Genomic DNA, 25,150 nt, shown 5'->3' with positions numbered 1-25,150 from the left:
ATGCTTGTTGTCGTGGGAGCGGGCTTGCGCCGCGAACACCGGCGAAGCCGGTGTCATGCATCGAGTTATCGGCTTCGCGGGCAAGCCCGCTCCCACAGGGGTTCGCGATGGCCTGACATCGACGTAGAATGCCCGGCATTGCGCATCGCGCCCCCGCATTCCGAGGCACCCGTTCCCATGTCGTCCCCTTCTTCCGCCCCCACCGCGCCGGACCCGCGTGCCCAGTTCCTGAGCCTGCTAGCCGATGCCCTGGCTGATGGCAGCCTGAGCAAGCTGGTGCTGGCCCGTCATGTCGGCGCCGACCAGACCCTGCAGCGGATCATCGCCAAGCCGGTGCAGATCAAGGGCCAGGCCTGTCTGTCGCTGGTCTACCGTCACCAGACCCGCGACATCACCCGCAACCTGGGGCTGGACCCGGCGCTGGCGCTGGTGGCCGAGCTGCTGCCGGAGAGTTTTCGCAACGCGCACCTGTTCACCGCCGCCGGCGAGGTGCAACTGGAGTTCAGCAAGAAGGGCAAACCGATGCTGCGCCGTCACCTGGCCCAGCCGGCGCCGCGTGAGGCGGGGGCTGGCGGGCACGACCGCGAGAAAAAGCGCTACCTGGAACTGTCGCGACCGTTCCTGCGCGACCTGGGGGTGACCGATGGGCAGGGCGCGCTGATCCCGTCGATGTCGCGCAAGTGGAAGCAGATCAACAAGTTCATCGAAGTCTTCGACCATGCCTTGAGCGGTGCGCCGGTGGATGCGCAGCAGGCGCTGAAAGTCGCCGACTTCGGTTCGGGCAAGGGCTACCTGACCTTTGCCATGCACGACTACCTGCGCAATACCCTCGGGCGTGAGGCGCAGGTCACCGGGGTCGAGTTGCGTCCAGACATGGTCGAGCTGTGCAACGCCGCCGCCGCGCGCCTGGAGCATCCGGGCCTGGTGTTCGAATGCGGTGATGTGCGCAGCGTGGTGCCTGAGGCCATCGACGTGATGATCGCCCTGCATGCCTGCGACATTGCCACCGACTACGCCATCCACACCGGCATTCGCTGCAACGCCGCGATCATCATGTGCTCGCCGTGCTGCCACAAGCAGGTTCGTCCGCAACTGCGCAGCCCCGGCCTGTTGCAACCGATGTTGCAATACGGGCTGCACCTGGGGCAGCAGGCCGAAATGCTCACCGACAGCCTGCGCGCGCTCTATCTTGAGGCCTGTGGCTACGAGACCAAGGTGTTCGAATTCATCTCGCTCGAGCACACCAACAAGAACAAGATGATTCTTGCGGTCAAGCGCCGACAGCCCCAGGACAATGCCGCGCTGCTGGAGAAGATCGCCGAGCTCAAGGCGTTCTATGGGGTACGCGAGCATTGCCTGGAAACCCTGCTGCAGGCGGATGGTCTGATTGCTGGGTGATTGAACCTACAGCACCTTCCCAGTTTCGGTTAGGCCGTTTCCGAAAGAGTCTTTCTGAGCCTGTTGCAGCCTCTCTGGCACCTAGTCTGGCTTGTGGTGACGCCCGTCGGCGTCGTATGGTTGTCACTTGACAACCTTATTCCCATGCCCATACTGGAGCTCAATCGATGGCCCGTCCTCTCCATCCAAACAAGGAAGTCGAGCAGTCCCTGACACACGCTGAGGCGCAGGGCTGGAAAGTCACGGTGCGGGGCGGCCATTGCTGGGGGCGGATCTATTGCCCCTACAACGACCGCGAATGTCGCTGTGGCGAGTTCTGCATCACCAGCGTGTGGAGCACACCCAGAAATCCGGGCACCTTCGCTCGCCAGTTGCGCCGGGTCGTGGACAACTGCACGTCGATGCGTGGGATCGTCAATCAGCCAGTGGAGCGAAAGTGATGGAGTACGAATTCACCCTCAAGTACCAATTGCACGACGGCGTGGATGTCGATGCACTGATCGAGCTTCTGGGAGAGGCCGGTTGCGATGACGCGGTGGTCGGTAGCGGTCAGCCCGGTCGCCTGGCCCTGGCCTTCGCCCGCGAGGGCAAGACTGCGCGGGAAGCGATGCACAGCGCCCTGGAGAATGTCCGGCAGGTCTTGCCGGAGGCCCGCCTGATCGAAGCCAGTCCGGACCTGGTCGGCCTGACCGATGTGGCGGCGCTGGTGGGGGTGTCCCGACAGAACATGCGCAAGCTCATGCTCACGCATCACCGCACTTTCCCGGCCCCGGTGCATGACGGCAGCCTTTCGCTCTGGCACCTGGCCGATATCCTGGCCTGGATGCAGGAACGGGGTACCCACGCTGTTGCCCAGGCGCTCCATGAACTGGCTGTCGTGGCGATGCAGGTGAATGTCGCCAGGGCCCAGGAACGGGTGGCGAGTGGCAGGTGATGCAGTCCATTGCATCATCGCCGTTGCGCAGGATCAGAAGAACCGGGTCACGCTGATCTTGGCATTGCGCCCCTGGGTGTAGGCGTTCTCGCCCGACAGCTCCGGCCGGATGGCCTTGTTGAACAGGTTGTCCACGGTCAGGTTGACCTCGGTGCCCTTGAGGTACGGCTGCTGGGGTTTCCAGTTGGCGAACAGGCCGTGAATCTCGTACTTCTCGTTGCCGAAGTTGTCGTAGTAGCGGTCGCCCAGAGCACTGGCCGGGCCCTCGAAGTACTTGTCACTGGGCAGGTGGTGGGTAGCGCCGACGAACTGCGCGGTCCAGCCGACACGGGCGTCCCAGGACGGAATCTTGACCCCCAGGGTGGTGATCCATTTCGGCGCCGGCACATCCTTGGCCCACACGTCGGGGCCCCAAGGGTTGGTGTAGGCGCCCTCGTGGCGACCTTCCATCCAGGCGTACGACACCGCGCCGAACAGGTAGGTGGAGTCGTAGAACGTTTCGATCTCGAAGCCCTTGTACTCCACGTCGCCGATGTTGCGGTAGTTGCCCATCAGGCCGCCACCGCAGGTGTTGGCGATGCTGCCGCCGGTGGCCAGTTGCTCCTGGCAGCCGACCCCGGTGGCCTTGAAGATCTCGTCGGTGATCTTGTTGCGGAACAAGGTCGTGCGTACCTGGGCGCTGTCGCCCTGGACAAACACGTTGGAGAAATCGCTGATGCTGCCCACGCGCACGCCGGTGATACGTTCCGGGTCGAGATTGCGGCTGGTGGATGTACGGCTTCCCACGCCTTGCACCTCGTACTGCTCATCCAGCACGGGCGCGCGCCAGGTCTTGCTGTAGTCGGCGAACAGCACGGTCTGCTCGGTGGCCTTCCAGAACAGCGACAGGCGTGGCGACCAGCCGCTGTAGGTCTTGTCGCTGTAGTCGTGGCCGGCCGCCGGGTTGTTGTAGTAGGGCGCCTGGTTGGGCTTGCCCTCGTTGGTGACGTGGTCATAGCGCAACGACGGCGTGATGGTCACGCTGCCCAGGGTGACCGCGTCCTGCAGGTAGTAACCCTGGCTGTCGACCTGGCCGCTGGGCATGAAGTACGGCTGGTAGTGGCCATAGTTGTACTTGGGCACTTCATAGGTCTTGCCGGGCATCCACATCTGCGTGTCGCGATCGTGGCGGCGAACCTGCACGCCTGCGGTGAGCGCGTGTTCCAGCGGACCGGTGAGGAAGCTGCTGGTGTTCTTCACATCGAGCATGCGGTCCTTGTACTCGGTGTCCATCTTGCGACCACCGGTTGACGGCTGGAAGAACGCCGTGGCTTCACGCTCGTCGGTCTGCTTGGTGTCGGACTCGGAGTATTTCACCTGCAAATCGACCCACGGATTCTCGATGGGCTGGTACTTGTAGGTGGCCGACCAGGTGGTGTCGATGGTGGTGCGATAGGCCAGGAAGCGTTTGAGAGAGCCTTCATAGCCGTACTTCTTGATGTCCGCCGCCGAGGGGGGCGCCGGGTAGGCGGTGGCGGCGAAGGTGGTCCAGCGGTCGGTTTCGGAGCGCGAGTAGGAAAGGCCCAGGCTGTGCTCGTCGGTGAAGTGGACGTTGCCCTTGAGCAGCATGCCGTCCAGGTCCAGGGCGCTGTAGGGCACGCGCTTGGGGTTGACCGGCCACTGGTTGTTCGGGTCCGGCAGGTTGTCGGCCATTTTCAGGTTGCCGCCGTCGCGCTTGGTGTAATAGACCAGGCCGTCGAAGCGCCGGTCATCGCTGCGGCCGAAAAGCGCCGAGCTGTAGATCTGCTGATGGTCGTTGCTGGCATAGCCATACTTGAGCATGGCGCCGCTGTTGCGGCCTTCCTGCAGCAGGTCGCCGGCGTCCTTGGTCTCCATGTTGACGCTGCCGCCGAAGCCGCCGTTGCCGGTCTTCACCGAGTGCGGGCCTTTCTCCACCTCGATGTGCTTGATCAGTTCCGGCTCGATGAAGATCGTGCCTTGCTGGTAACGCTCGAAGCCGCTCTTGGGCGCGCCATCGAGGGTCATCGGCACGTCCTCGGCGTCGCCCAGGCCCCAGATGTTGATGGTCTGGCCGCCGGGCTTGGCCGAGCCACCCATGTTCACGCCTGGCAAGGTGGCCAGCACGCTGGGGATGTTGTTCGGCTGGTAGCGGTCGATCTGTTCCTGGTCGAGGGTCGAGCGTCCGACGTTGCCGGGCTCCACCTGCTTGCCGTCGCCAACGATGCTCAAGGCGCCGAGCTGGATGCTGTTGTCGGCACTCGGGGCGTCCTCGCGCAGGCGCACCACGTAGGTGTTGCCCATGCGTACGACACTGAAGCGGCTGCCCACCAGCAGGCGCCCGATGGCCGCCTCGGCCTCGAAGTCGCCCTTGAGCGCCGGTGCCTGGGCGCTGCCGAGCAGGGCCTCGTCGAACAGCAGCTGGACCTTGGCCTGCTGGGCCAGCTGGCTCAGCGAACGGGCCAGCGGTTGCGCCGGCAGGTCGAAGGGCACCGGCGCGGCTTCGGCGGCCAGGCTCATGGCCAGGCACAGGGCCAGCAGGGTGGGTCGGGCAGGCAGGCAGTGCAATGGACGCAACGCGGACAACATGAATTCCCCCAAACGGCAAAAGGCCGGAAAAAGCCCGCCATCACGCGGCAGGCGGGGAGGAAGACGCGGCGTTGCGACAAAACCTCACCTGCGAATGATAAAAATTCTCAAATTATTTTTTTAGCGTCGCTCGATGCGCAGGCGCCCGTCGGCGAGCAAGGTGGTCTTGACCGGCAACAGCGCCGGCAGGGCATTGAGCAGGGCGTCCGGGTCGTGCACGTCGAGGTTGCCGGACACCTTGTAGCGGCCGAGCGCCGGATCGGCCAGCACCACCGGGTGCTGGCGATACAGGCCGAGCTCGTCGACCAGGCTGGCCAGCTCGCGGTTGCGGAAGCTCACATGGCCCTCGCGCCAGTCGGCGACTTGCTGCTCACCGAGTTCGTGGCGGGTCAGGCTGCCGCGCGCCAGGTCGTAGGTGGCGCCCTGACGGGCTCCGAGCAGCACGGGCGGTTGTCGTTCGCCCGGCGTATCGAACGCCACCTGGCCGTGGGCAACCGCCACCACCAGTTCACGCTCGCCACGGCGCAGGTCGAAGCCGGTACCGACCACGCGCACTCGGCCGCTGCCGGCGTCGACGAACAAGGGGCGTTCCTTGTCGGGCGCGACCTCGATGTACAACTGGCCGCGGTCGAGGTGGATCAGCCTCCGCTCGGCGCTGAAGTCCAGGCGCAGGCGGGTCTGGGCGTTGACGAAGAGCTGGCTGCCGTCGGGCAGTTGCAGGGTCTGCAAGGCCTGGCCGGCGGCGATGCGCTGGCTGAAGGCGGTGCTGCCCGCCCCCAGGTTGCCCGCCAGCACCGCGCAGAGCAGGGCCGCCGCGGTTGCCAGGGCCGGGCGCCAGCGTGGCGCGCGGCGCACCGGCAAGGGCACGGGGCGGTTGGCCTGCTTGAGCGCGGCCAGGTCATCCCACAATTGTTCGAACTGGCGGTAGGCGCGGGTGTGCTCGGGCGTCTGCATCCACAGGGCGAACGCCTTGCGCTCCTGGCGCGAAGGCTGGTTGCGGTTGCGGCTGAACCAGCTCGCCGCCTGGGCGTCGATCGGCCGCGGGTCGAGCTCGTCGGTGGGGGTCATGGGAACTGCTCCGTGCCGTTGTCACTGTCCAGGCGTTGCTTGCATTGCAGCAGGGCGGCGGCGATGTGCTTCTCGACCATGCTGACGGAAATGTTCATGCGTTCGGCGATCTGGGCCTGGGTCAGGCCTTCGAAACGGTGCAGCATAAGGGCTTCGCGGCGTCGCGGCGAGAGTTCGCTGAGCACCTGGCGCAATTGATTCAGCCGCTGTTGCTGCTGGGCGTGGTCCAGCGGGTCATTGGCGGGAGTGTCATGTGCCTCGGGCAGGGTGTCGTCGGCCAGCACCGCGTGGCGGACTTTCTGCCGTCGCCAATGGTCGCTCAGCAGGTTGCGGGCCACCTGGAACAGGAACGCGCGCGGCTGCTCCACCTTGGCCCGGTCCCGGTAGCCCAGCCACTGGGCGAACACATCCTGGGTCATGTCCGCGGCATCGCTGGCATTGTCCATGCGCTTGCGCAGGAAATGCAGGATGTCGGCATAGAAACCGTGGGCGACAGGGTCGGGCTTGGGGCGCTGCATGCACGCTTTCCGGGCTGGCGTGGAGGAAAGGGTGCGGATCTTATCGAGAATTATTTACATTTGCAAAGTGATCGATTTAGCGCCGACGAGCGTGGTTGACGGGCACGGCGATCGCCAATTCTGCCAGCCCGAGGGGGTGACTGGCTGAGTCGAAGAAATGCAGGGGAACCTGGGCAAGATCGGCGAAGCGGTCGATAAAGTGCTGCTTCTGGTTGATGATCGAAGCCTCGCTCAATGGCCGGATGGCGATGGCCAGGTGCTGGGGCCGTGCCTGACGGATGGCCTCGAGCAGGTGTTGGTCGCTGGCATCCAGGTGCTGGCCGAACAGGCACAGGCCACCCTGTTCGCGGGCCAGTTGCCCCAGGCTCCAGGACAGGTAGTCGCTGTTGCGGATGGCGCGCAGCTTGTCCTCGCTGCGGCTCTCGTTGACGAACAGCGGCACTTCGCCGGGGATGTTGACGGCGAAGCCTTCGAGCAGCTCGGCCTGTTCCGCGCCGCGCTGGCGGGTGCTGCCGTCGGGTAGTTTAAGCAGGTGCATGCCGCCATGCAGGTGCAGCACGCGAATGCCTTCGACCTGGCTGCGGCGCACATCGAAGAAACCCTGCTCGTCGAACAGGCTGGCGAAACCTTGCGCATCCTGGGCCACGGCCCAGGGCAGGATCAGGTCGTAGTTGCTGGTGTAGACGGTGCGGTACTGGCGCAGCGCCTGGTTGATGGCCGTGCGTGTCGCGTCGGGGAACAGCGGCCAGGGCAGGTGCACGGCGCGCACCGCGTGGATCAACGCTTCCTTGATCGAGTAGTAGCGGTTCAGCGGCGCGGTGGAGTTGATCGCCAGCGCGGCGTTGGCCCTTACCGTGGTGTTCAGGGTGCTGAGCACCGGCTCGAACAGTTCGCTGCCCAGGGCCTTGAACAGCGCCTGGTCGCTCACGCCCAGCGCCTTGTGTCGCACCTGCTGGGCTTGCTCGAACAACGAGAAGTAGCCGAACGGTTTCCACAGCGCGCGGCTGGCGCCGTTGCCCAGCAGCAGGGCCGTGCTGGGGTGGCGCTGGTTGAGGTCGGCCCAGGAGGGCAGGTGGGCGTCGAGTGCGGGCATGGGCGGTCCGTTGGGTGGGGCGGAAAACGCCGGGGACTTTAGCATGTCATGCAGAGTGTGCGAGGCTTGCGCCTTCAAGGACTGCACCGTTGACCTTGCCGGCGTCTTCCGGAGGCCGGCCCCGATCTGCAAAGGACTACCCATGTACAAGACCCTTCTCCTGGCCACCCTGCTGGCGAGCTCTGCCGCCCATGCCACTGATGGCAAGGCCCTCGCCAGTGCCCAGGACATCCCTCACCCGGCCGTGATCGCCCACCGCGGCGCCTCGTTCGACGCCCCCGAGTCCACCACTCCCGCCTACCTGCTGGCTCGTGAACTGGGCGCTGACTACCTGGAAATGGACCTGCAGCGCACCCGCGATGGCGTGCTGGTGGTAGTCCACGACGATGTGCTGGCGCGCACCAGCGACGTCGCCGAACGTTACCCGGAGCGCAAGGCCAGCCCGGTCAGCGCCTTCACCCTGGCCGAGCTCAAGGCGCTGGATGCCGGCAGCTGGTTCAACAAGGCCTATCCCCAGCGTGCCCGGGATGCGTTCAAGGGCCAGCGCATCCTGACCCTGGACGAGGTGATCGACATCGCCGAAGGCAACCCCGAGCGTCACCCCGGCCTGTACATCGAGACCAAGGAACCGGCCCAGTTCCCTGGCATCGAACAGGACCTGAAGAAACGCCTCGAAGCCCGCGGCTGGCTCGACAAGCCGGGCCGGGTGGTGTTGCAGACCTTCGACCGCAACAGCCTCAAGCTGCTGCACCAAGCCATGCCGCAGGTGCCGAAGATCCTCTTGCTGTGGGTGGCCAAGGGCAGCATCGAACCGGCCTCCGGGCAGGACTTCGCCGAGTCCGGCGAGCAGGACAAGTCGGCCTTCTACGCTCGCCAGCAGCCCAAGGACCGTGCCGAGTTCGAGCGTTGGCTCGACTACGCCAAGGCCGGCGGCGCCATCGGTACCGGCCCTTCGGCGATCCGCACCCGCCTGGGCGAGCAGAGCTATTCCGACCTGATCCAGCCGTGGATGAACCAGGCCAGCCATGCCAAGGGCCTGCTGGTGCACGTCTACACCCTCGACGAGGCGGTGGATTTCGACAAGGCGATGAAAGCCGGCGTCGATGGCATCTTCACCAACCGCGCCGCTGAGCTGATGCGTTTCTACGGCCGGCCGTTGCCGCAGAACGAGGGCCAGTTGCTGCGCAAGCTGGGTTACTGATCGACACGATGATGCTAGTGTGGTGTTTCACAAATAACGACCATAACTCGCGGCGTTTTTTGCGCTCATGCGGCGTTGTCGCTCCTCGCCGTAGCTGGGCTACGACTCGTCGCGACGCCTTGCCTGAGCGCAAAAATCGCTCGCGATTTATTGGTCGTATTTGCAAAACACCACACTAGTGTCCTGTCTCGGAAATAAGCTGTTCACTTTTGGCGGCGTCTTGGGCGCCCGGCCGGCGTTACCACTCCTCGCCATAGCCCTGCTATGACTCGTCGCGGCGCCTTGGCCGAACACCCAAGCCACTCGCCAAAAGAGAACGTATTTCCGAGACAGGACACTAGCGATGGCCGATTGGCATGTGTGAGAATGATAGGAATTCCTATTAACGGCCCTCGCCACATCCGCAATGACCTCCCTTTCCCGCGTTTGGCACGCCCAGCCTGCCCTCAAGGCGGCCGTCGATGATCTGCTCGCCCATTACAGCGACCTGCGCCGCTATCTCTGCGGGCGGCTGCGCAATCCTGACGACGCCGCCGATATCGCCCAGTCCAGCTTCGCCCAGGCCTACGCCCACGCGCTCAACGCACCGGTGATCAATGCCCGGGCCTTGCTGTTCCAGGCGGCGCGCAACCTGTGCATCGACCAGTACCGCCGGCGCAGCACCGAACTGGCGGCGCTGGAAGACTGGCTGGCGCGGGCCGATTGGCTCAGCCCCAGCGTGGAAGAGATCATGATCGCGCGCGAGCAGCTGCAGCACCTGATCGCCCGCATCGAACGCATGCCCAGGCTGCGCCGCGAGGTGTTCGTTCGCGTGCGCCTGCACGGCCACAGTCACCGTGAGGTGTGCGAGGCCCTGGCGCTGTCGGCCAAGTCGGTGGAGCTGCATATCGCCCGGGCGGTTTTCGACCTGTCCGAGCTGCGCCTGGCGAGCCGTCATGACTGAGCCGGCCGCGCCGCGCAAGGTGCAACAGGCGCTGGTGTACCTGGCGGCGCTGCAAGGGGACGATCCGGAGCGCGTGCGCAAGACTCACGGCTTGGCGCAGCGCTGGCGCGGGCGCAGCGCCGAGCATGAGCGCGCCTGGCTGGAAGCCGAACAGCGCTGGCAGCTGGTTCACCGCCTCGCGCCGCAGCTGCGTGGCGCGTTGCAGCCGCAGGCCTGCGATGTCGGTCGCCGGCGGGTGTTGCGCCAGGGCGGCGCGCTGGCCTTGCTGCTGGCTGCCGGTGGCTGGCTGGGCTGGATGTACAAGCGCACCGCAGCGTTCCAGCAGGACCTGCAGACGGCCCACGCGCAAGCGCCGCAGGCGCTGGCATTGCCGGATGGCAGCCAGTTGCTGGTGGCGGCCGAAAGTAACCTGCGCGTGCGTTTCGATCATGGCCAGCGGCAGGTCCTGTTGCTGCACGGCAACGTGTTCTTCGATGTCGCCCATGAGTTGTGGCGACCGTTCATGATCAGCACGCGCCTGGGCCTGGTGCAGGTGCTGGGCACTGCCTTCACGGTCAGCGACCGTGGCGACCGGGTCCAGGTGGCGGTGGCCAGGGGGCGGGTCCAGGTGCGCGACCTGCAAGGTGGCGAGCAGGTGCTGCAAGCCGGCGAACGCATCTGCCTGGATGGCCAGGGGCGGCTGGGCAGCTTGCGTGCCGGTGGCCGCTTCGGCCCGGACCTGGCGCACTGGCAGCGGGGATGGTGGTCGTTCACCGACCAGCCGCTGGTCGAGGTGATCGGCGAGCTCAATGCCTATGTCGGACGGACCGTTCGGGTCGATCCGGGGGTGGCCAACCTGCGCTTGACCGGCAGCTTCCCGAGCGAACGCCCCGAGGTGTTGCTCGAGGCGTTGCCGGGGATCCTGCCGGTCAGGCTGCTGGAGCAGGGTGGCGAGCGTCTGGTCGTGCCGCGCTGACGCCCAAAAAAGTTTGAGGGGTAAACCGCCGCTGCCGCGTCATCAGCTGTGAACCCACCTCCTGCAAGGACCGATCATGTCGCTTTTCACCCCCCGCTTCCCCGGCACCCTGCGGCGCCTGGCCCTGGCCTGCGCCCTCGGCGGCAGCGGCCTGGCCCTGGCCGATAGCCAGCCGCTGAACCTCGACCTGCCGGGGCAGTCGCTGGAGGCCACGGTGCATGCCCTGGCCCATGAATCGGGGGTGGCGATCGCCGCCGACAGCCGTGTGCTGGCCGGGCGCAGCGCGCCTGCCTTGCAGGGCCGCTACACGGTGTTGCAGGCCCTGCGCCAGCTGCTGGCCGGCAGCGACCTGGTGGCAGTGGAAGAAAACGGCGTGATCATCCTGCGCGGCCCGACCGACCAGGGTGCCCTGACGGGCGACCACGGTCAATGCCTCGGGCTTCAACAGCGACCTGCCGGAAAGCTACAGCGGTGGCCAGGTGGCCCGTGGCGCGCGCATCGGCATGCTGGGCAACCGTGACCTGATGGACACCCCCTTCAGCGTCACCGCCTACACCGCCAAGACCATCGAGAACCAGCAGAGCGGCACGGTCGGCGCGGTGTTGCGCAACGACCCGTCGATCCGCTTCAGCACCGGTGAAGGGCATGCCTACGAGAACTTCATGATCCGTGGCTATGCCCTGGACTCCACCGAGCTGGCGCTGGGTGGACTCTACGGCCTGGCGCCCGATGGTCACGTGCCGACCGAATTCCTCGAGCGCGTCGAAGTGCTCAAGGGACCGGGCGCGCTGCTCAATGGCATGGCGCCCAACGGTGGTGTCGGCGGGGTGGTCAACCTGGTGCCCAAACGCGCCGGCGATGCGCCGTTGACCCGCCTGACCACCAGCTACGTGTCCGATGGTTATGTCGCCGAGCATATCGATGTCGGCCGGCGCTTCGCCGATGGCCGCTTCGGCATTCGCTTCAATGGCGTCTACGGCAGCGGCGACACGGGTGTCGACGAACAGTCCAAGGACCGTACCCTGGCGGCGCTGGCCCTGGACTATCGGGGCGATGACTTCAAGCTCGAACTGGATGCCTACGAAAACCACGAGAAACTGGAAAACGGCAGCCCGATGATGGCCGGCTTCAGCGGCCTCAACCACGTAACCCGCGCACCCAAGCCGGACACCAACATCCTCGAAGGCATCCACGCCCGGCAGATCAGCAAGGCCATGGTGGTGCGTGGCGAGTACCAGCTCGATGACAGCTGGAGCGCCTACGCCAGCGTCGGTGGCGCGCGCACGCGCTACGATGGTTTCCTCAACGGTACGCGGGTGGTGGTGAACAAGGCCGACGGCACGGCTACGGGGGAAACCTACAACCAGGCCGGCTACACCCACAGCCTGTCTACCGAGGCCGGTCTGCGCGGCAACTTCATGACCGGCCCGGTCAGCCACCAGATGGTGCTCAGCACCACCTTGCTGCACCAGGACATCGGCCGTGCGCCAACGGTCACCGGAGCCAAGTACCCCACCAACATCTACCACCCGGGCAAGGCGATCATCGCCGGCGACCACGGCAGCAGCACCAAGACCGGCGACAACACCCTGTCGAGCTTTGCCGTGGCCGATACCCTGGGCTTCCTGGACGAGCGGGTGTTGCTCACCCTCGGGGTGCGTTCCCAGCGCGTGCGCCAGAAGATGAGCAACCCTGCGTACGACGAGCGCAAGCTGACTCCGGCCGTGGGCATCGTGCTCAAGCCCTGGGAAGCGCCGGTGTCGTTGTATGCCAACTACATCGAGGGCCTGACCCAGGGCGGCATGGTCACCGACCAGAAGGCCGCCAACTACGGCGAGCAGTTCGCGCCCTATGTCGCCAAGCAGATGGAGGCCGGGGTGAAGTGGGACCTGGGCGACTTCACCCACACGCTGGCGGTGTTCCAGATCGACAAGCCCAGCATGATCTACGACAAGCCCAGCAATCGCTACAACGATGACGGCGAGCAGCGCAACCGAGGGGTTGAGTGGACGATGTTCGGCGAAGTCGTCCCCAGCGTGCGCCTGCTCGGTGGCGTGACTTACACCCGTGCGGTGCTGAGCAAGACCGCCAATGGCGCCATGGACGGCAACACCGCCCGCGGCGTGCCGGCCTGGTCGGCCAACCTCGGCGCCGAGTGGGACCTGCCCGGGGTCGAGGGCCTGACCCTGACCGCCCTGGGTATCCACAGCAGCTCCCAGTACCTCGATTCCGCCAACCAGTTGAAGATCCCGCAGTGGACCCGCTACGACCTCGGCGCGCGCTATGCGACCAGGGTGCTGAGCAAGGAGGTGACCCTGCGCGCCAGTCTGGAGAACGTCGAGAACCGGGCCTATTGGGCCGGCGTGTTCAACGATGGCTACGCCACCGTCAGCGAACCGCGCACGCTCAAACTCTCCGCCAGCGTCGACTTCTGAGGTGGGCATGCAGCGATTCAAGCGCTTGAGTGGTGCATGGCTGCTGGCTGCACTGTGCTCGAATGCGGCCCTGGCGGCCGCGCACGCCGATCTTGAGGTTGGAAAATCGGTCGCCGGCCAGGTCGACGCAGCGCATCCGCCAACCTGGCAGTTGGCGCTCAAGGCCGGGGACCTGGTGCGTGGTCGGGTCGACGGTGATGTCAGCCTGCGCCTGCTGGATACCGAGGGGCGGCCGTTGCGCCTGCTGATCGACGGCCTGGATCAACCCCGTGAGTTCCTGTTCGTCGCGCCGCAGGATGGCCGCTACGGAGTGCGCGCCGAACCCTTGGCGATCCGACCGGCAGAACGCTTCAGCGTGAGCTTGGAGCAGGTGCAGCCGTCCAGCGAGCAGCGTCGAACTGCTGCGCCCCTGCTCAGCCCGACAATGCGTGCTCTGCAGCAGCAACTGGCGTCTGGTGGAGGCACCGATGCGTTCTGGAAGGCACGTGCGGGCGAAGGGACGCCGCTGGTCGAAGTAATTCCAGGGCAGCCGGACAAGCGGCTGGTCACTTTCCTCTGGCGTGGCGCACGGGACAATGTGCGGATGTTCGGTGCGCCTTCTGGCAACCACGAGCCCTTGTCTCGGATGGGTGCGAGCGATGTCTGGTTTCACAGCTTCGAGGTGCCAGCGGCCACCCGCCTGAGTTACCAGATGGCCCCGGATGTGCCGGTATCCGACGACCGTCGGGTGATCCTCGCCAGCACCCGGCGCGACCCGCTCAACCCCAACACCTTCGCCGACGCCAGCGGCGATGCCTGGTTATCGCGTTCACGCCTGGAGCTTGCGGATGCGGCGCCCCAGCCCTGGGTCGCCGAGCGTGCCGGGGTGGCCCGTGGCTCTTTGGAGCGCAAGCGCCTGGCCAGCGAGGTGCTGGGCAACGAGCGCGATATCTACCTCTACCGCCCGGCGGGCTGGCGCCCGGGCAAGGCTGACCAGGCCTTGCTGGTGCTGTTCGATGCCCATGCCTACACCCGCCAGGTGCCGACCCCGACGATACTCGACAACCTGATGGCCGACGGCCTGATCCCGCCCACTGCGGCGCTGATCATCGCCAACCCCAGCAGCGAAAGCCGCGAGCGGGAGCTGCCGCCCAACCCATTGTTCGCCCGCTTCATGGCCGAAGAGCTGATGCCCTGGGCCAGCCGCCAGGGACTGGCGGCGCCGGCTTCGCGCACCGTGGTCGCCGGGTCCAGTTACGGCGGCCTGGCGTCGGCCTACATGGGCCTCAGGCACCCGGAATTGTTCGGCAATGTGCTGAGCATGTCCGGCTCCTACTGGTGGCCGATGGCCGGCGACGAGTCTGGCTGGTTGACCCGCGAGTATGTCAAGGCACCGCGCCGGCCATTGCGGTTCTACCTGCAGGCGGGGCTGTTCGAGGGACCGAGGATCCTCGATACCAACCGCCATCTGCGCGATGTGCTGCTGGCCAAGGGGTACCGGGTAGAACAGGTGGAGTTTCCTGCCGGGCATGACTATCTGCAATGGCGCGGGAGCCTGCCCTGTGGGTTGATCAGCTTGCTTGGGCAGGGAGCACAGGTTGTTGCGCGGGCTTGTGTGCCGTAAGCGTTCGGCGATAGATCCTCTGCGCCTATGAGATCGAGCGCCGCCCGCGCGGCGCATCGCGACGCAAGGCCGCTCCTACATTTGTTGCAACGTGCCGAACCTGTCAGGCCATGGTTGCCCGCCTTGGTGCATGTCTTGAGACAGGTGAAGCGCCAGTAGTGCTCACGCTGAAACCGCGTCGTACCCACAAGGCGGACCCGGCAATGGCACAGGATTGACTGGCCCGAAACAGATGTAGGAGCGGCCTTGTGCCGCGATGCGCCGCGCGGGCGGCGCTCGGTCTTATAGGCGCTGCAAGGCTATCGTCTGGCACCTGGTCGCCTACATGAGGTCAAAAGTTCCTACCCAGGGGTCATTGTTCCCATTTGCGCAGGGTGGCCACCTGCACGTCGATCATCTTGGCAAAGCGTACCAAGGATAGCCCGGTCGCCTTGCGGATGTTCCTGAACTGAAGGGCGTCGATTTCAAACTGGCGGGAGGGGAGGCGTTTGCCATGGATGATCTCATCCATCTGTTCAACGCTTTCCATAAGCTCTTCGAAGTGGTGGCTCATATGGCTACCGTGCTCCTTTTCTGAGATTGATGGTGATCCTCGAAGTGTACTGATCATTACGAGCGCGGTTATGTCATTCCCTTCAGTTAGTGATGTAGTCCCTCTCCCTCAACCCGCCTCTCCCTCCCGCCGAGCCCTGTTGCGCCACACCCGATACGCCCGAATCCCCGCCCGTACCGAGCCGAACAGCAACTTCTCTTCCATTTCCCGCGCCATCCCGGAACGCACCAGCATGCGCAGGAAGGTGCCGCGGGCGCGGGCGATGGCGAAGTGGATGCCCTGGGCGGCGAGGGTGTCGCGCACTTCGCGCAGGGCCGCCACGCCACTGACGTCGATGCTGGTCACGGCCTCCGCGTCGAACAGCACCACCTGTGGTTTCTCCACGCCCTGCACGGCTTCGAGCAGGCGCATCTTGAAGTAGTCGGCATTGAAGAACAGGATCGCATCGTCGAAGCGATACACCACCAGGCCCGGGACGGTGCGGGCGTCCTTGTGCTGGCGCACGTCCACCTGGCCCTCGATGCCCGGCACCCAGCCCAGCACGGCGTCGGTGGGCTGGTAGATGCTGTAGAGCAGGCGCAGGATGGCCAGGGTCACGGCGAACACGATGCCCGGCAACACGCCCAGGCCGAGTACGCCGACCGTGGTCAGCAGGCACAGCCAGAACTCGAAACGGCTTAGCTTGCGGATGGTCTTGAGCGACTTCACGTCGATCAGCCCCCAGCCGGCCATCAGCAGCACCGCGCCCAGCGCGGCCTGGGGAATCCAGGCCATGGGCGCGGTGAAGAACAGCAGGATCAGGGCGATCACCAGGGCGGCGATGATGCCCACCAACTGGCTCTTACCGCCGACCATGTCGTTGACCGCGGTGCGCGAATCGGCGCCGCTGATGGCGAAGCCCTGGGATATGCCGGCGGCCAGGTTGCTCACGCCCAGGGCGAGGAACTCGTGGTTGGCGTTGATCGCGTAGCCGTGGCGGGCGGCAAAGCTGCGGGCAGTGAGCATGGCGCTGCAGAAACTGATGGTGGCGATACCCAGGGCATCGCGCAGCAGGCTCTTGGTTTCCGCCAGGGTGCTCTGTGGCCAGGCCAGCTCCGGAATGCCCGCCGGCACCGGGCCTAGGATCGCTACCCCATAACGGTCAAGGCCGAACAGCCCGGCCAGGGCGGTGAACACCACCACGGTCACCAGTGCCGCCGGCAGTCGCGGGTAGCGTCGCGGCAGCCAGATCAGCAGGCCCAGCCCGGCAAGGCCGATGGCCAGGGTCAACCAGTGGATCTCGCCCATGCGCTGGAGGAAGTTGATCAGGCTGAGGATGAACCCATCGCCTTCGATCTTGAAACCCACCACCTTCGACAACTGCCCGGCGAGCAGGCTCAGGCCGATGCCGTTGAGGTAGCCGATGAGGATCGGCCGCGAGAAGAAGCTGGCGATGAAACCGGCCCGCGCCACTCCGGCGGCGATCAGCATCACGCCCACCAGCACGGTGACGATCACCGACAGTTCGGCGATGCGGTGCGCATCGCCCATGGCCAGCGGCGCCACGGCCCCGCCAATCATGGCGCAGGTGGCGGCGTCCGGGCCGACCATCAATTGCCGTGAACTGCCGATCAGGGCATAGACCATCATCGGCAGCACGCAGGCGTACAAGCCGTACTGCGGAGGCAGGCCGACGATCTGCGCATAGGCGATGGCAATGGGGATCTGGATCGCGGCCACCGACAGGCCGGCCTGCAGGTCAGCGTGGAACCATTCGCGGCGGTAGTGCAACAGGTTGGCCAGGCCTGGTAGCCAGCGGGAGAGAAACATGCGCAGTCCTTTGGAATTGTTTCAGCAAGCTTAGCGGTTATGCACCGCGAATCACTGGGCATTCAAGCCAATCGGCGCGGCAATGGCCATGGGCCAGATCAAGAAAGGGACGCTGGAAACGAAAAAGGAGGCGAGGCTCCTTTTGACAGCGACGACGTTGCTGGAACGTCGTGCGGGGAATGCGAGTTGGAGTGGGTAGAGGGAATTGAACATGAAATGGCATATTCATTAGCGTTTTTGAGAGAGTCCTTGAAGTAAGTAGCGAAATTGTATGTTCCGTAGTATTTTTGCGTCTCATGGCTGATGGTATTGTTTTAGGGTGATGTTCCGCTAAAAGTAGCGTTTTTGGGCTTTCGGTAGAGGATTCATTCCATGCAGGTCGGTTTCAAGGCGCTAGCCACTCGGTACGGGGTTGATCCGGCACAACCTCTACGCGTCGACTCGACCATCGGCACGGTGCGGGCAAGCCGCGACACCGGTAGTCAGGTAGAAAACAAGTATCCGCCCAACTATCGGCCTGACGACGATTTTGCAGGCCACTTCGAATTCGGGCTCAAGTACGAGGCGATTCACCTTGAATTCTTCGCCCGCCTGTTTGCAGTCACAGGGCCCGAGCCAGTCGAAGCTTGGTGCCGACGTTCCCCTTATGGCCAGTACGCCCGGCGCACCGGCTTTCTATACGAGTGGCTGACGGGGCAGCATCTGGACGTGCCTGATGTGACCAATGGCGCCTATACCGATGCCGTGTCGCCGGCCCGCTACCTGACCCGAACGACGCCGCTTCGATCTCGCCGCTGGCGGGTCAACAACAATCTGCCAGGTACGCCTGAGTTTTGCCCACTGATCCGGCGAACCGACGCCGTGCAGCAAGCCTTGCAGTTTGACCTTAGAGCCGCGTTGGCAGAGCTCGATCAGACCTTCGGCCCCGACATCCTGATGCGGACGGCGAGCTGGTTGACGTTGAAAGAGTCGCGCGCGAGTTTTCTGATTGAAAAAGAGGAAGGCCAAGCCGACCGCATCCAGCGCTTTGCACATGTCATCGCGCAGCACTGCGGCCATATCGAAGACCCTTTGAGTGACCGAAGTCTGCATCTCTTGCAGGCAGGTATCCTGGGGCGCGATGCGTTTGGCCTCGGGTTGCGGCACTCCCCCGTTTTTGTAGGGCAATCCACGATGCGCGAGAATATCGTGCACTACGTCGCCCCACATTTTGACGACCTGGCCCCGATGCTTGCTGGCCTCAAGGAATTCGAGATGGCCACCCGCGGAGCCGAGTCGCTTGCCCGCGCCGCAGCATTGGCGTTCGGTTTCGTCTACATCCATCCGATGAGAGACGGGAATGGGCGAATCCACCGTTTCCTGATCAACGACACGCTGGTTCGGGACCAGGCGGTTCCAAATGGCGTGATATTGCCTGTTTCAGCAACCATTACCAGCTCGGCCGAGTTCCGTGCCGGCTATGATGCGACACTGGAGGTATTCTCTCGCCCCTTCATGCGCCGCTATGCGGCATCCTATCGCTTTGGCAGGCTTGTGACCTACGAAGACGGTACACCGAGCAACTTCGAGTTCGACGACTACGAAGATGCGCGCTCCGCCTGGCGTTATCCGGATCTGACCGCACATGTTCTCTATACGGCGCACGTCGTCGAGCACACGATTCGAACGGGGATGGCGGACGAAGCCAGGATCCTTGTCATCTTCCAGCTCGCCCAGGAGCGGCTCAAAGACGTCGTGGAGATGCCAGACCAGGATGCAAATCGCATCATTCGCGCGGTCAAGGAGAATGGCTGGAGTGTTTCCGGCAAGCTCAGGAAGCACTATCCGCAGCTTGAGGATGAGCGCCTGGCAGCGCGAATCGTGGAGGCCGTTCGGTCGGCGTTTGAAGACCGAGATAGGCAAGACGATGATGAGTGACCTTGTCAATTTCAGCGTTGCGTTGAATTTCTAGCCCGCAACTGCGGACACGCGCTGTTTTGGCCCCAGCCTTCACACTTAACGCTGTGGCCGCAGGCCGGCGGGGTTATGTCCAGGTTGAGGGGGAGGCCAGATCAATGCTTTGGCGCAGAAACGAAAAAAGGAGCCGAGGCTCCTTTTGACAGCGACGACGTCATTGGAACGTCGTGCGGGGAATACGAGTTGGAGCGGGTAGAGGGAATCGAACCCTCCTCAATAGCTTGGGAAGCTATAGTTTTACCAATAAACTATACGCCGCTTCGAAGCACGACTTTTTACCAGAACCCTCCCCGAATGAGAAGCCCAAGGCTGTAAAAAAGCCTGTCGGCGACCCGTAGCCTGCGGGTATCGAGGGCTACAGGGCGCCGATGCGCTCAGATGGCCAGTGCATGCTGCCCCGTTTCCTGTGAGTAGCGGTGGCGGGATTCGCGCAGAGCCGGCTTGAGGAAACCGAGCATCGCACTGCGGGTATCCTCGCAGGCGGTCTTGTGTTCCATGTCCAGGAAGTGGCCGGCGCCCTGGATCACGCTGAAGTGGCTGCGCCCGACATGGCGGCTGAACTGGCGGGCATCCTCGACGGTGGTGTACTCGTCGCGGTCGCCGTTGATGAACAGCACTGGAATGTCGATGTTGCGCGCGGCCTTCAGCGCCCGTTCCAGGTCGTGGTCGAGCACCTGGTTGATGTGGAAGTGCATCTGCGCGTATTCGTGGCTGTCCAGGCTGCTGACGTGGCGGTAGTTGAAGCGCTTGAACAGCGACGGCAGGTACTTGCCGATGGTGTCGTTGACCAGGTTGCCCACCTGGTAGCGGTCGCAGGCGGCCAGGTACTGGCAACCGCGGTCCAGGTAGTCGCGCATCGGTTCGTTGATCACCGGCGAGAACGAACTGACGATGGCCTTCTTCACCAGCCGCGGCTGGTGCGCCAGCGCCAGCAGGGTGCAGGCACCGCCCCAGGAGAACGACAGGACATGGTCGGCACGGAAATGCTCGATCAGTTCGAGCAGGATGTGCGCCTCGGTCTCCTTGGTCAGCAGCCGTTCATGGCGGTTGTGCGGTTTGGACTTGCCGGCATACGGCTGGTCGTACAGCACCACGTTGAACTGCGGGTGCAGGCTGCGCACTGTCTGTGCAAAGGACGCCGTGGTAGCCAACGAGCCATTGATCAGGATGATCGTCTTTTCGGCGCCCTGCGCGCGATGGAACTCCGTGTAAACCCGGTACTGCCCTTGGATATCAAGTACAGCGATTTCTGGCCTCATGTCATCGACTCCTGGCGCAAAAAGGGTATTCGCGTCACCTGGTGGCGTGTGCGATCGGCAGGCGGGCTAGGCGCCGAATCGACCGGACAGGCCATTAGGGTGCACGTGCTTTATGACAGGTAGGCATTCGCCTGGAACGGAAACCGGTGGGCCCTTGTGTCGATCCTTGACGCGTGTAGTCGACGGTATTGTTGTGCGGGCGATTACCGTGCCCCAGGGCATCGAGACCCCGGGTGGCCGGTAAAGGGCGTCTTGGACTGCGGTTGTGACCGTTGAGTCACATGCAGACCGACGAGTTAGCAGTCAAGCAGGGAGGGCGGGATCGCGCAAGTGCCGTTGGAGCAATCTTTCGTGGGAAACCGCCGAATGGTGGATCGGCCGCATACACGCCCTGTAGGAGATCGTCCAGCCCTTCGGGCTACGCTGTCGCGCACGGAACAGAGTTCCAGCGTGGGAGCGGGCTTGTCGGAACGCCGCACCGCCCGGATCACCGGCGAAGCCGGTGCCCAACACAGCATCGCGGGGCAAGCCCGCTCCCACGCTGTCCCAGTCAAATCAAAGAATTATGTTTTGTTCCATGAGGTGCAAATCCGCTCAGACCGAGGCGATTTCCTCGGCGGTCAGCGCCCTGAACGCTCCTGGAAGCAATATCGGGTCCAGTGTGATCGAACCCATGCTTTCCCGATGCAGCCCCACCACCTTGTTCTGTAAGTGCCCGAACATCCGCTTCACCTGGTGATAACGCCCCTCGACGATGACCAGGCGTGCGCTGCGCGGGCCGAGGATATCCAGCTGGGCGGGCAGGGTGGTGAGGTCTTCGAAGGCGAAGTAGAACCCTTCGCGGAACCTGTCGACGTAATGTGCGCCGATCTTGTCCTCGGTGTGCACCAGGTAGGTCTTGGGCTGCTTGGTCCGTGGCTGGGTCAGGCGCCGCGACCACTGGCCATCGTTGGTCAGGATCATCAGCCCGGTGGTGTTGTAGTCCAGGCGCCCGGCGATGTGCAGGTCATCGCGCAGCTCTGCCGGCAGCAGGTCGAGCACGGTACGGTGCTGCGGGTCCTGGGTGGCGCTGACGCAACCGGTGGGCTTGTGCAGCATCAGGTAGCGCGCCGGACGGCCGGCCTGGAGCACCTGCTCATCGACCTCGACGCGGCTGAATTCACGCACCTCCAGCAACGGGTCGGCGGTCGGCAGGCCATCCACGCGCACGCGCCGCTGCGCCAGCAGCAGGCGCACTTGCTGGCGGTTGTAGCAGGGCAGGTTGCCGAGGAATCGGTCGAGGCGCATGGGGCGGGTCGCTTGCGGGAAATCGGCGCGCAGTCTAGCGGATCGTGTGCACTGGCGCTGCCTTGAGTTGCCCATCGACCTGCGCGCAGCGCGGGCACAGGCAAGCCTTGTCGCGCAGTTCGGTGGGCAAGGCCTCGATCACTGTTGGGTCGATGGCCACTTCGAAGCACCAGCAGCCTTGCGTGGCGTTGCGCGGGTCGGCCAGGCCGCACCGGTTGAGGGCGCCGCAGGCGGGGCAGTGTCGAGGATCAGGCATGGTCGGTTCCGGGCATTTCACTGCAGACACGGTTGCGTCCGCCTTGTTTGGCACGATAGAGCGCGTGGTCGGCGCGGGTCAGCAGGCTGTGCAGGCTGTCGTCGCGCTGCAGGGCGGACAGGCCGATGCTCACGGTCAGGCGTATTGGCTGGTCGGCATGGCTGAAGGTCAGTTGCTCGGTGCGCCGGCGGATCTTTTCCGCCACCTCGATGGCCTGGCGACCTTCGGCTTCGTGCAGCAGCACGATGAACTCCTCGCCGCCCCAGCGGCACAGTATATCGGACTGGCGCAGGCTGCCCTGCAGCACATTGGCGAACTGGCGCAGCACTTCGTCGCCGGCCAGGTGGCCGTGGGTGTCGTTGAGGGTCTTGAAGTGGTCGAGGTCGATCAGCAGGGCGACCAGCGGCGCGTTGTCGCGCTGGGCTTCGATAAGGGCCTGGCCGGCCAGCAGGTCGAAGCTGCGGCGATTGGGCAGGCCGGTGAGGCTGTCGAGGGTGGCCAGCGCTTCGGCGTTGTCCTGGTGCCGCTTGACCATGGCATTGAGCAGCGACAGGACCACCAGGGTGATCATGGCGCAGATCGCCAGGTTCAGGTACAGCGACTGGCGGATGCGGTCCAGGGCGCCGGTTTCGCGCTTGTCCACCAACAGGTACCAGTCCAGTTCCGGCAGCAGGCGCACATTGAGGAAGTGACTGTGGCCGTCGTTGTCGGTGTACTCGTGGCTGCCGCTGGCCGGTGTCGGCATGCGTGCCAGCAGGTCCTGCCACTGGCTGCTGTCGGCCAGTTGCTGGCCAGCCCGCAGGCCATGGGGGCCGCCGTCGGAGCCGGTCAGCAGGACCTTGCCCTGGGCATCGGTGAACAGCACCGAGCGCTGGTAGCGCCGTTGGTAGTCGTCGATCAGGCGGACCACCGACTCCACGCTCAAGCCCACGCCGGCGGCGCCGATGAAGCGCTGCTGGTAGTCGAGCTCCCGGTGGTTGATGAACACGGTGAGCTTGTCCTGGTTGGCCATGTCCAGGTCGACGTTGATCTCGTAGGGTTTGCTCGACTGGCGCAGGCGAAAATACCAGGCGTCGCGCCAGGCGTCGGCCCGCACCTGCTTGAGCACGCCCTTGGCCTGGTAGTAGGTGAGGCTGCGGTCGGAGACGAAGAAGCTGGTGCAGGTGGCCTGGCTGCCCATCACGGCGCCCAGGTAGCGGGTGATGCGCCCGGTGTCCTGCTCGCCGGCCAGCACCCAGTCGCGCAGGAAGGTATCCTGGGCCATCATCGAGGCGATCAGCACCGGGCGGATCAGGTCCTTCTGGATCTCCGAGTAGACGTTGTCGGAGGTCAGCGGCAGCTCGGTGTTGACGATGCCGTCGCGGATCGCCCCGCGCGAGGCGTAGTAGCCGAGCAGCGAAGTGGCCAGGAAGCCACCGGCCAGCAACAGCAGCAGGGCGAAGATCAGCGAGCGTTGCGAGAACAGGGTGGAAGGCGAGGGCATGATCGTCCCGTGAGGTGTGCCGGTGGCCACATTCTAGAGAGATGACCGAAAAATGACTGCATGTTTTTCGGCGTTACAGGACCTGTTTCAATTTGTTGCGAAAATGGCACTGAACCCGGTTGCCACGGTCTTATCCTGTGTCGACCAACAGCTTGTCGTCGACGCCCGCCAGCGTCGCTGTGCCGGGCATCCCTGCGGTCCAGGAGGCCGCCATGTACCCACGAATCCTGCTCGTCGTCCTGCTCGGACTGCTGACCTCCGCCTGCGCCCCCTATTACGAGAGCGGCGGCTATTACCGCAGCGACTACTACACCAGCGATCGCTACGTTTACCCAGGCTACTACCGCCAGGACCGCTACTACGTGGTGCCGCAGACCCGTTACTACTATCAGCCCGCGCCGCGTTACTACAGGCCGGCGCCGGTGCCGCAGTACCGCCCTTATCCGGCGCCCGGCATGCAGCCGCGCTGGCACGGGAATCCGCGTTACGACTACGGCAACCGCCAGCGCTACGACTACGGTCGGGATCGCGACCGCCACGACTACCGCAATGACGATCGCCGGGGTGATCGCTGGCATTCCAATGGGCAGGGCAACCGTGATCGTCGACCCGATGGCGGCCGGGGTGGCGATCGGGGCTGGTCGCGTTGACAGGGCACTGACCAGCCCCGCGATGGGTTATCCCAACTCGGCCAGCGGATGCCGCCCCTCCCAGACCTTGCTGAAATGCGCTTCCACCACCGCCGCCGGCACCTGCGCCACATCCGGCCAGTGCCAGTGCGGGGTGTTGTCCTTGTCCAGCAGGCGGGCGCGCACCCCCTCGCTGAACTCCGGGTGACGGCAGCAGTTCAGGCTCAGGGTGTATTCCATCTGGAACACCTGGGCCAGCGACAGGTGCCGTGCCCTACGGATCTGCTCCCACACCAGGTGCGCCGTCAGCGGGCAGCCCTCGTGCAGGCGCTGGCCCGCCGCCGCCAGCAAGGGATCGGTATGGGTGGCCAGGCCGGCCAGGGCCCGCCAGGCCGTCACCGGGTCGGCCACATCGAGCACTTCGTCGATCACGGCGCGGCGCGCCAGCCACTGGCCTTGCGGCAGTTCGGCGCAGGCGCGGTGCTGCTCGGCCTTGAGCAGGCTGTTGAGCTGCAGGGCGGTCTGCTCCTGCCAGTTCAATTGCAGCAGTTCCTCGATCAGCGCCTCCTGCTGGTGCTCGCCCAGGAAGCGATCGGCCAGGTCCAGGTCCAGCGCATCGCGGGCATTGAGCGGCGCGCCGGTCAGCCCCAGGAACAGGCCGAGCTTGCCCGGCAGGCGGGCGAGGAACCAGCTGGCGCCGACATCCGGGTACAGGCCGATGCTGATTTCCGGCATGGCCAGGCGGCTGCTGGGGGTGACGATACGTACCGCGGCGCCCTGCAGCAGGCCCATGCCGCCGCCCAGCACATGGCCATGGCCCCAGCACAACAAGGGTTTGGGGTAGGTGTGCAGGCGATGGTCGAGGCGGTATTCGCTGGCGAAGAAGGTAGCGGCCAGCGGCGGCACGCTGCCGGGGTGTTCGCGGCAGGCCTCGACCAGGGCGCGGACATCGCCGCCGGCACAGAAGGCCTTCGGCCCGTTACCGCGCAGCAGCACGCAGACGATCCCGGGATCGCTGGCCCAGGCGCGCAGCCGTTCGTCGAGCACTTCGATCATGGGCAGCGTCAGGGCGTTGAGCGCCTTGGGCGCGTCCAGGGTGGCGATGCCGATACGGGCGCCGTCGGCGCCGGTCAGTACCTCGCATTGAATGGACATGGACTACCTCGCGCAGGTCATCCCCTCAG

General features: G+C 64.9%; 21 protein-coding genes, 1 tRNA gene and 1 pseudogene. 11 read left to right on the top strand and 12 right to left on the bottom strand.

Annotated features, from left to right (window positions below):
• Positions 1-177 precede the first annotated feature (177 nt).
• The 3 genes from ACZ899_RS13765 (at position 178) to ACZ899_RS13755 (ending at position 2,332) form a co-directional block, all read left to right on the top strand.
• Positions 178-1,398, top strand: a complete 1,221-nt coding sequence (locus tag ACZ899_RS13765; RefSeq protein ID WP_203647834.1) for a class I SAM-dependent methyltransferase — start codon at positions 178-180, stop codon at positions 1,396-1,398.
• Between the two features lie 167 nt (positions 1,399-1,565).
• Positions 1,566-1,838, top strand: coding sequence for a hypothetical protein (locus ACZ899_RS13760; protein ID WP_234560678.1), 273 nt, complete (start codon positions 1,566-1,568; stop codon positions 1,836-1,838).
• On the top strand, positions 1,838-2,332 hold the full coding sequence (locus tag ACZ899_RS13755; protein WP_062572979.1) for a helix-turn-helix transcriptional regulator: 495 nt from the start codon (positions 1,838-1,840) through the stop codon (positions 2,330-2,332). Before ACZ899_RS13760 ends, ACZ899_RS13755 begins: the two co-directional genes overlap by 1 nt.
• A 33-nt stretch (positions 2,333-2,365) precedes the next feature.
• Here the strand turns inward: ACZ899_RS13755 and ACZ899_RS13750 are convergent, their stop codons facing one another.
• The 4 genes from ACZ899_RS13750 to ACZ899_RS13735 form a co-directional block, all read right to left on the bottom strand.
• The gene (locus tag ACZ899_RS13750; protein ID WP_234560677.1) at positions 2,366-4,918 is read right to left on the bottom strand and encodes a TonB-dependent receptor; all 2,553 of its coding nucleotides are present in this window, start codon (positions 4,916-4,918) and stop codon (positions 2,366-2,368) included.
• A gap of 120 nt (positions 4,919-5,038) precedes the next feature.
• Positions 5,039-5,986, bottom strand: a complete 948-nt coding sequence (locus tag ACZ899_RS13745; RefSeq protein WP_234560676.1) for a FecR family protein — start codon at positions 5,984-5,986, stop codon at positions 5,039-5,041.
• Entirely contained in the window at positions 5,983-6,504 is a 522-nt protein-coding gene (locus ACZ899_RS13740) for an RNA polymerase sigma factor (protein WP_203647831.1), read from the bottom strand. The genes ACZ899_RS13745 and ACZ899_RS13740 overlap by 4 nt, the downstream gene beginning before the upstream one ends.
• A gap of 76 nt (positions 6,505-6,580) precedes the next feature.
• The gene (locus ACZ899_RS13735; RefSeq protein ID WP_203647830.1) at positions 6,581-7,597 is read right to left on the bottom strand and encodes a DUF4917 family protein; all 1,017 of its coding nucleotides are present in this window, start codon (positions 7,595-7,597) and stop codon (positions 6,581-6,583) included.
• Between the two features lie 142 nt (positions 7,598-7,739).
• Between ACZ899_RS13735 and ACZ899_RS13730 the strand changes: the two genes are divergently transcribed.
• The 6 genes from ACZ899_RS13730 to ACZ899_RS13705 all read left to right on the top strand — a co-directional run bounded on the left by ACZ899_RS13730 (position 7,740) and on the right by ACZ899_RS13705 (position 14,734).
• Positions 7,740-8,798 (top strand): glycerophosphodiester phosphodiesterase family protein, encoded by a 1,059-nt coding sequence (locus tag ACZ899_RS13730; protein ID WP_203647829.1) that lies wholly within the window; start codon positions 7,740-7,742, stop codon positions 8,796-8,798.
• Between the two features lie 406 nt (positions 8,799-9,204).
• Entirely contained in the window at positions 9,205-9,741 is a 537-nt protein-coding gene (locus ACZ899_RS13725) for an RNA polymerase sigma factor (protein WP_234560675.1), read from the top strand.
• A complete protein-coding gene (locus tag ACZ899_RS13720; RefSeq protein ID WP_234560674.1) occupies positions 9,734-10,696 on the top strand; it encodes a FecR family protein in 963 nt (320 codons plus the stop codon). Before ACZ899_RS13725 ends, ACZ899_RS13720 begins: the two co-directional genes overlap by 8 nt.
• 76 nt (positions 10,697-10,772) lie before the next feature.
• Entirely contained in the window at positions 10,773-11,216 is a 444-nt protein-coding gene (locus tag ACZ899_RS13715) for an STN domain-containing protein (RefSeq protein ID WP_234560673.1), read from the top strand.
• On the top strand, positions 11,176-13,131 hold the full coding sequence (locus tag ACZ899_RS13710; RefSeq protein WP_234560672.1) for a TonB-dependent receptor: 1,956 nt from the start codon (positions 11,176-11,178) through the stop codon (positions 13,129-13,131). Before ACZ899_RS13715 ends, ACZ899_RS13710 begins: the two co-directional genes overlap by 41 nt.
• 7 nt (positions 13,132-13,138) lie before the next feature.
• The gene (locus tag ACZ899_RS13705; RefSeq protein WP_203647825.1) at positions 13,139-14,734 is read left to right on the top strand and encodes an alpha/beta hydrolase; all 1,596 of its coding nucleotides are present in this window, start codon (positions 13,139-13,141) and stop codon (positions 14,732-14,734) included.
• A 355-nt stretch (positions 14,735-15,089) separates the two neighbouring features.
• On the opposite strand, the pseudogene ACZ899_RS13700 reads toward ACZ899_RS13705, so the two are convergent.
• Together ACZ899_RS13700 and ACZ899_RS13695 are read right to left on the bottom strand one after the other, a co-directional pair.
• Positions 15,090-15,287, bottom strand: a pseudogene (locus ACZ899_RS13700) (helix-turn-helix domain-containing protein); the annotation flags it as partial.
• Between the two features lie 108 nt (positions 15,288-15,395).
• A complete protein-coding gene (locus ACZ899_RS13695; RefSeq protein ID WP_234560671.1) occupies positions 15,396-17,096 on the bottom strand; it encodes a SulP family inorganic anion transporter in 1,701 nt (566 codons plus the stop codon).
• Positions 17,097-17,468: 372 nt separating this feature from the next.
• Between ACZ899_RS13695 and ACZ899_RS13690 the strand changes: the two genes are divergently transcribed.
• Positions 17,469-19,013, top strand: a complete 1,545-nt coding sequence (locus tag ACZ899_RS13690; protein WP_234560670.1) for a Fic family protein — start codon at positions 17,469-17,471, stop codon at positions 19,011-19,013.
• Positions 19,014-19,236: 223 nt separating this feature from the next.
• Here ACZ899_RS13690 and ACZ899_RS13685 read toward each other — a convergent pair.
• From ACZ899_RS13685 to ACZ899_RS13665, 5 genes are all read right to left on the bottom strand, one after another.
• Positions 19,237-19,311 (bottom strand) — tRNA-Gly (locus tag ACZ899_RS13685).
• Between the two features lie 115 nt (positions 19,312-19,426).
• Positions 19,427-20,311 (bottom strand): alpha/beta fold hydrolase, encoded by an 885-nt coding sequence (locus ACZ899_RS13680; protein ID WP_234560669.1) that lies wholly within the window; start codon positions 20,309-20,311, stop codon positions 19,427-19,429.
• A 594-nt stretch (positions 20,312-20,905) separates the two neighbouring features.
• Positions 20,906-21,598 (bottom strand): pseudouridine synthase, encoded by a 693-nt coding sequence (locus tag ACZ899_RS13675; protein WP_234560668.1) that lies wholly within the window; start codon positions 21,596-21,598, stop codon positions 20,906-20,908.
• A gap of 34 nt (positions 21,599-21,632) precedes the next feature.
• Positions 21,633-21,854, bottom strand: a complete 222-nt coding sequence (locus tag ACZ899_RS13670; RefSeq protein WP_203647819.1) for a cysteine-rich CWC family protein — start codon at positions 21,852-21,854, stop codon at positions 21,633-21,635.
• Positions 21,847-23,337: a sensor domain-containing diguanylate cyclase gene (locus ACZ899_RS13665; RefSeq protein WP_234560667.1), complete on the bottom strand. Its 1,491-nt coding sequence runs from the start codon at positions 23,335-23,337 to the stop codon at positions 21,847-21,849. Before ACZ899_RS13665 ends, ACZ899_RS13670 begins: the two co-directional genes overlap by 8 nt.
• 212 nt (positions 23,338-23,549) lie before the next feature.
• On the opposite strand from ACZ899_RS13665, the gene ACZ899_RS13660 reads away from it, so the two are divergent.
• The gene (locus ACZ899_RS13660; RefSeq protein WP_234560666.1) at positions 23,550-23,987 is read left to right on the top strand and encodes a hypothetical protein; all 438 of its coding nucleotides are present in this window, start codon (positions 23,550-23,552) and stop codon (positions 23,985-23,987) included.
• A 27-nt stretch (positions 23,988-24,014) separates the two neighbouring features.
• On the opposite strand, the gene ACZ899_RS13655 is transcribed toward ACZ899_RS13660, so the two are convergent.
• Complete coding sequence (locus tag ACZ899_RS13655) at positions 24,015-25,121, bottom strand: enoyl-CoA hydratase/isomerase family protein (protein WP_234560665.1); 1,107 nt, start codon at positions 25,119-25,121, stop codon at positions 24,015-24,017.
• Positions 25,122-25,150 lie beyond the last annotated feature (29 nt).

This window comes from Pseudomonas sp. TE31087 (assembly GCF_057284075.1).
This window is presented reverse-complemented; position numbering and strand designations above follow the sequence as displayed.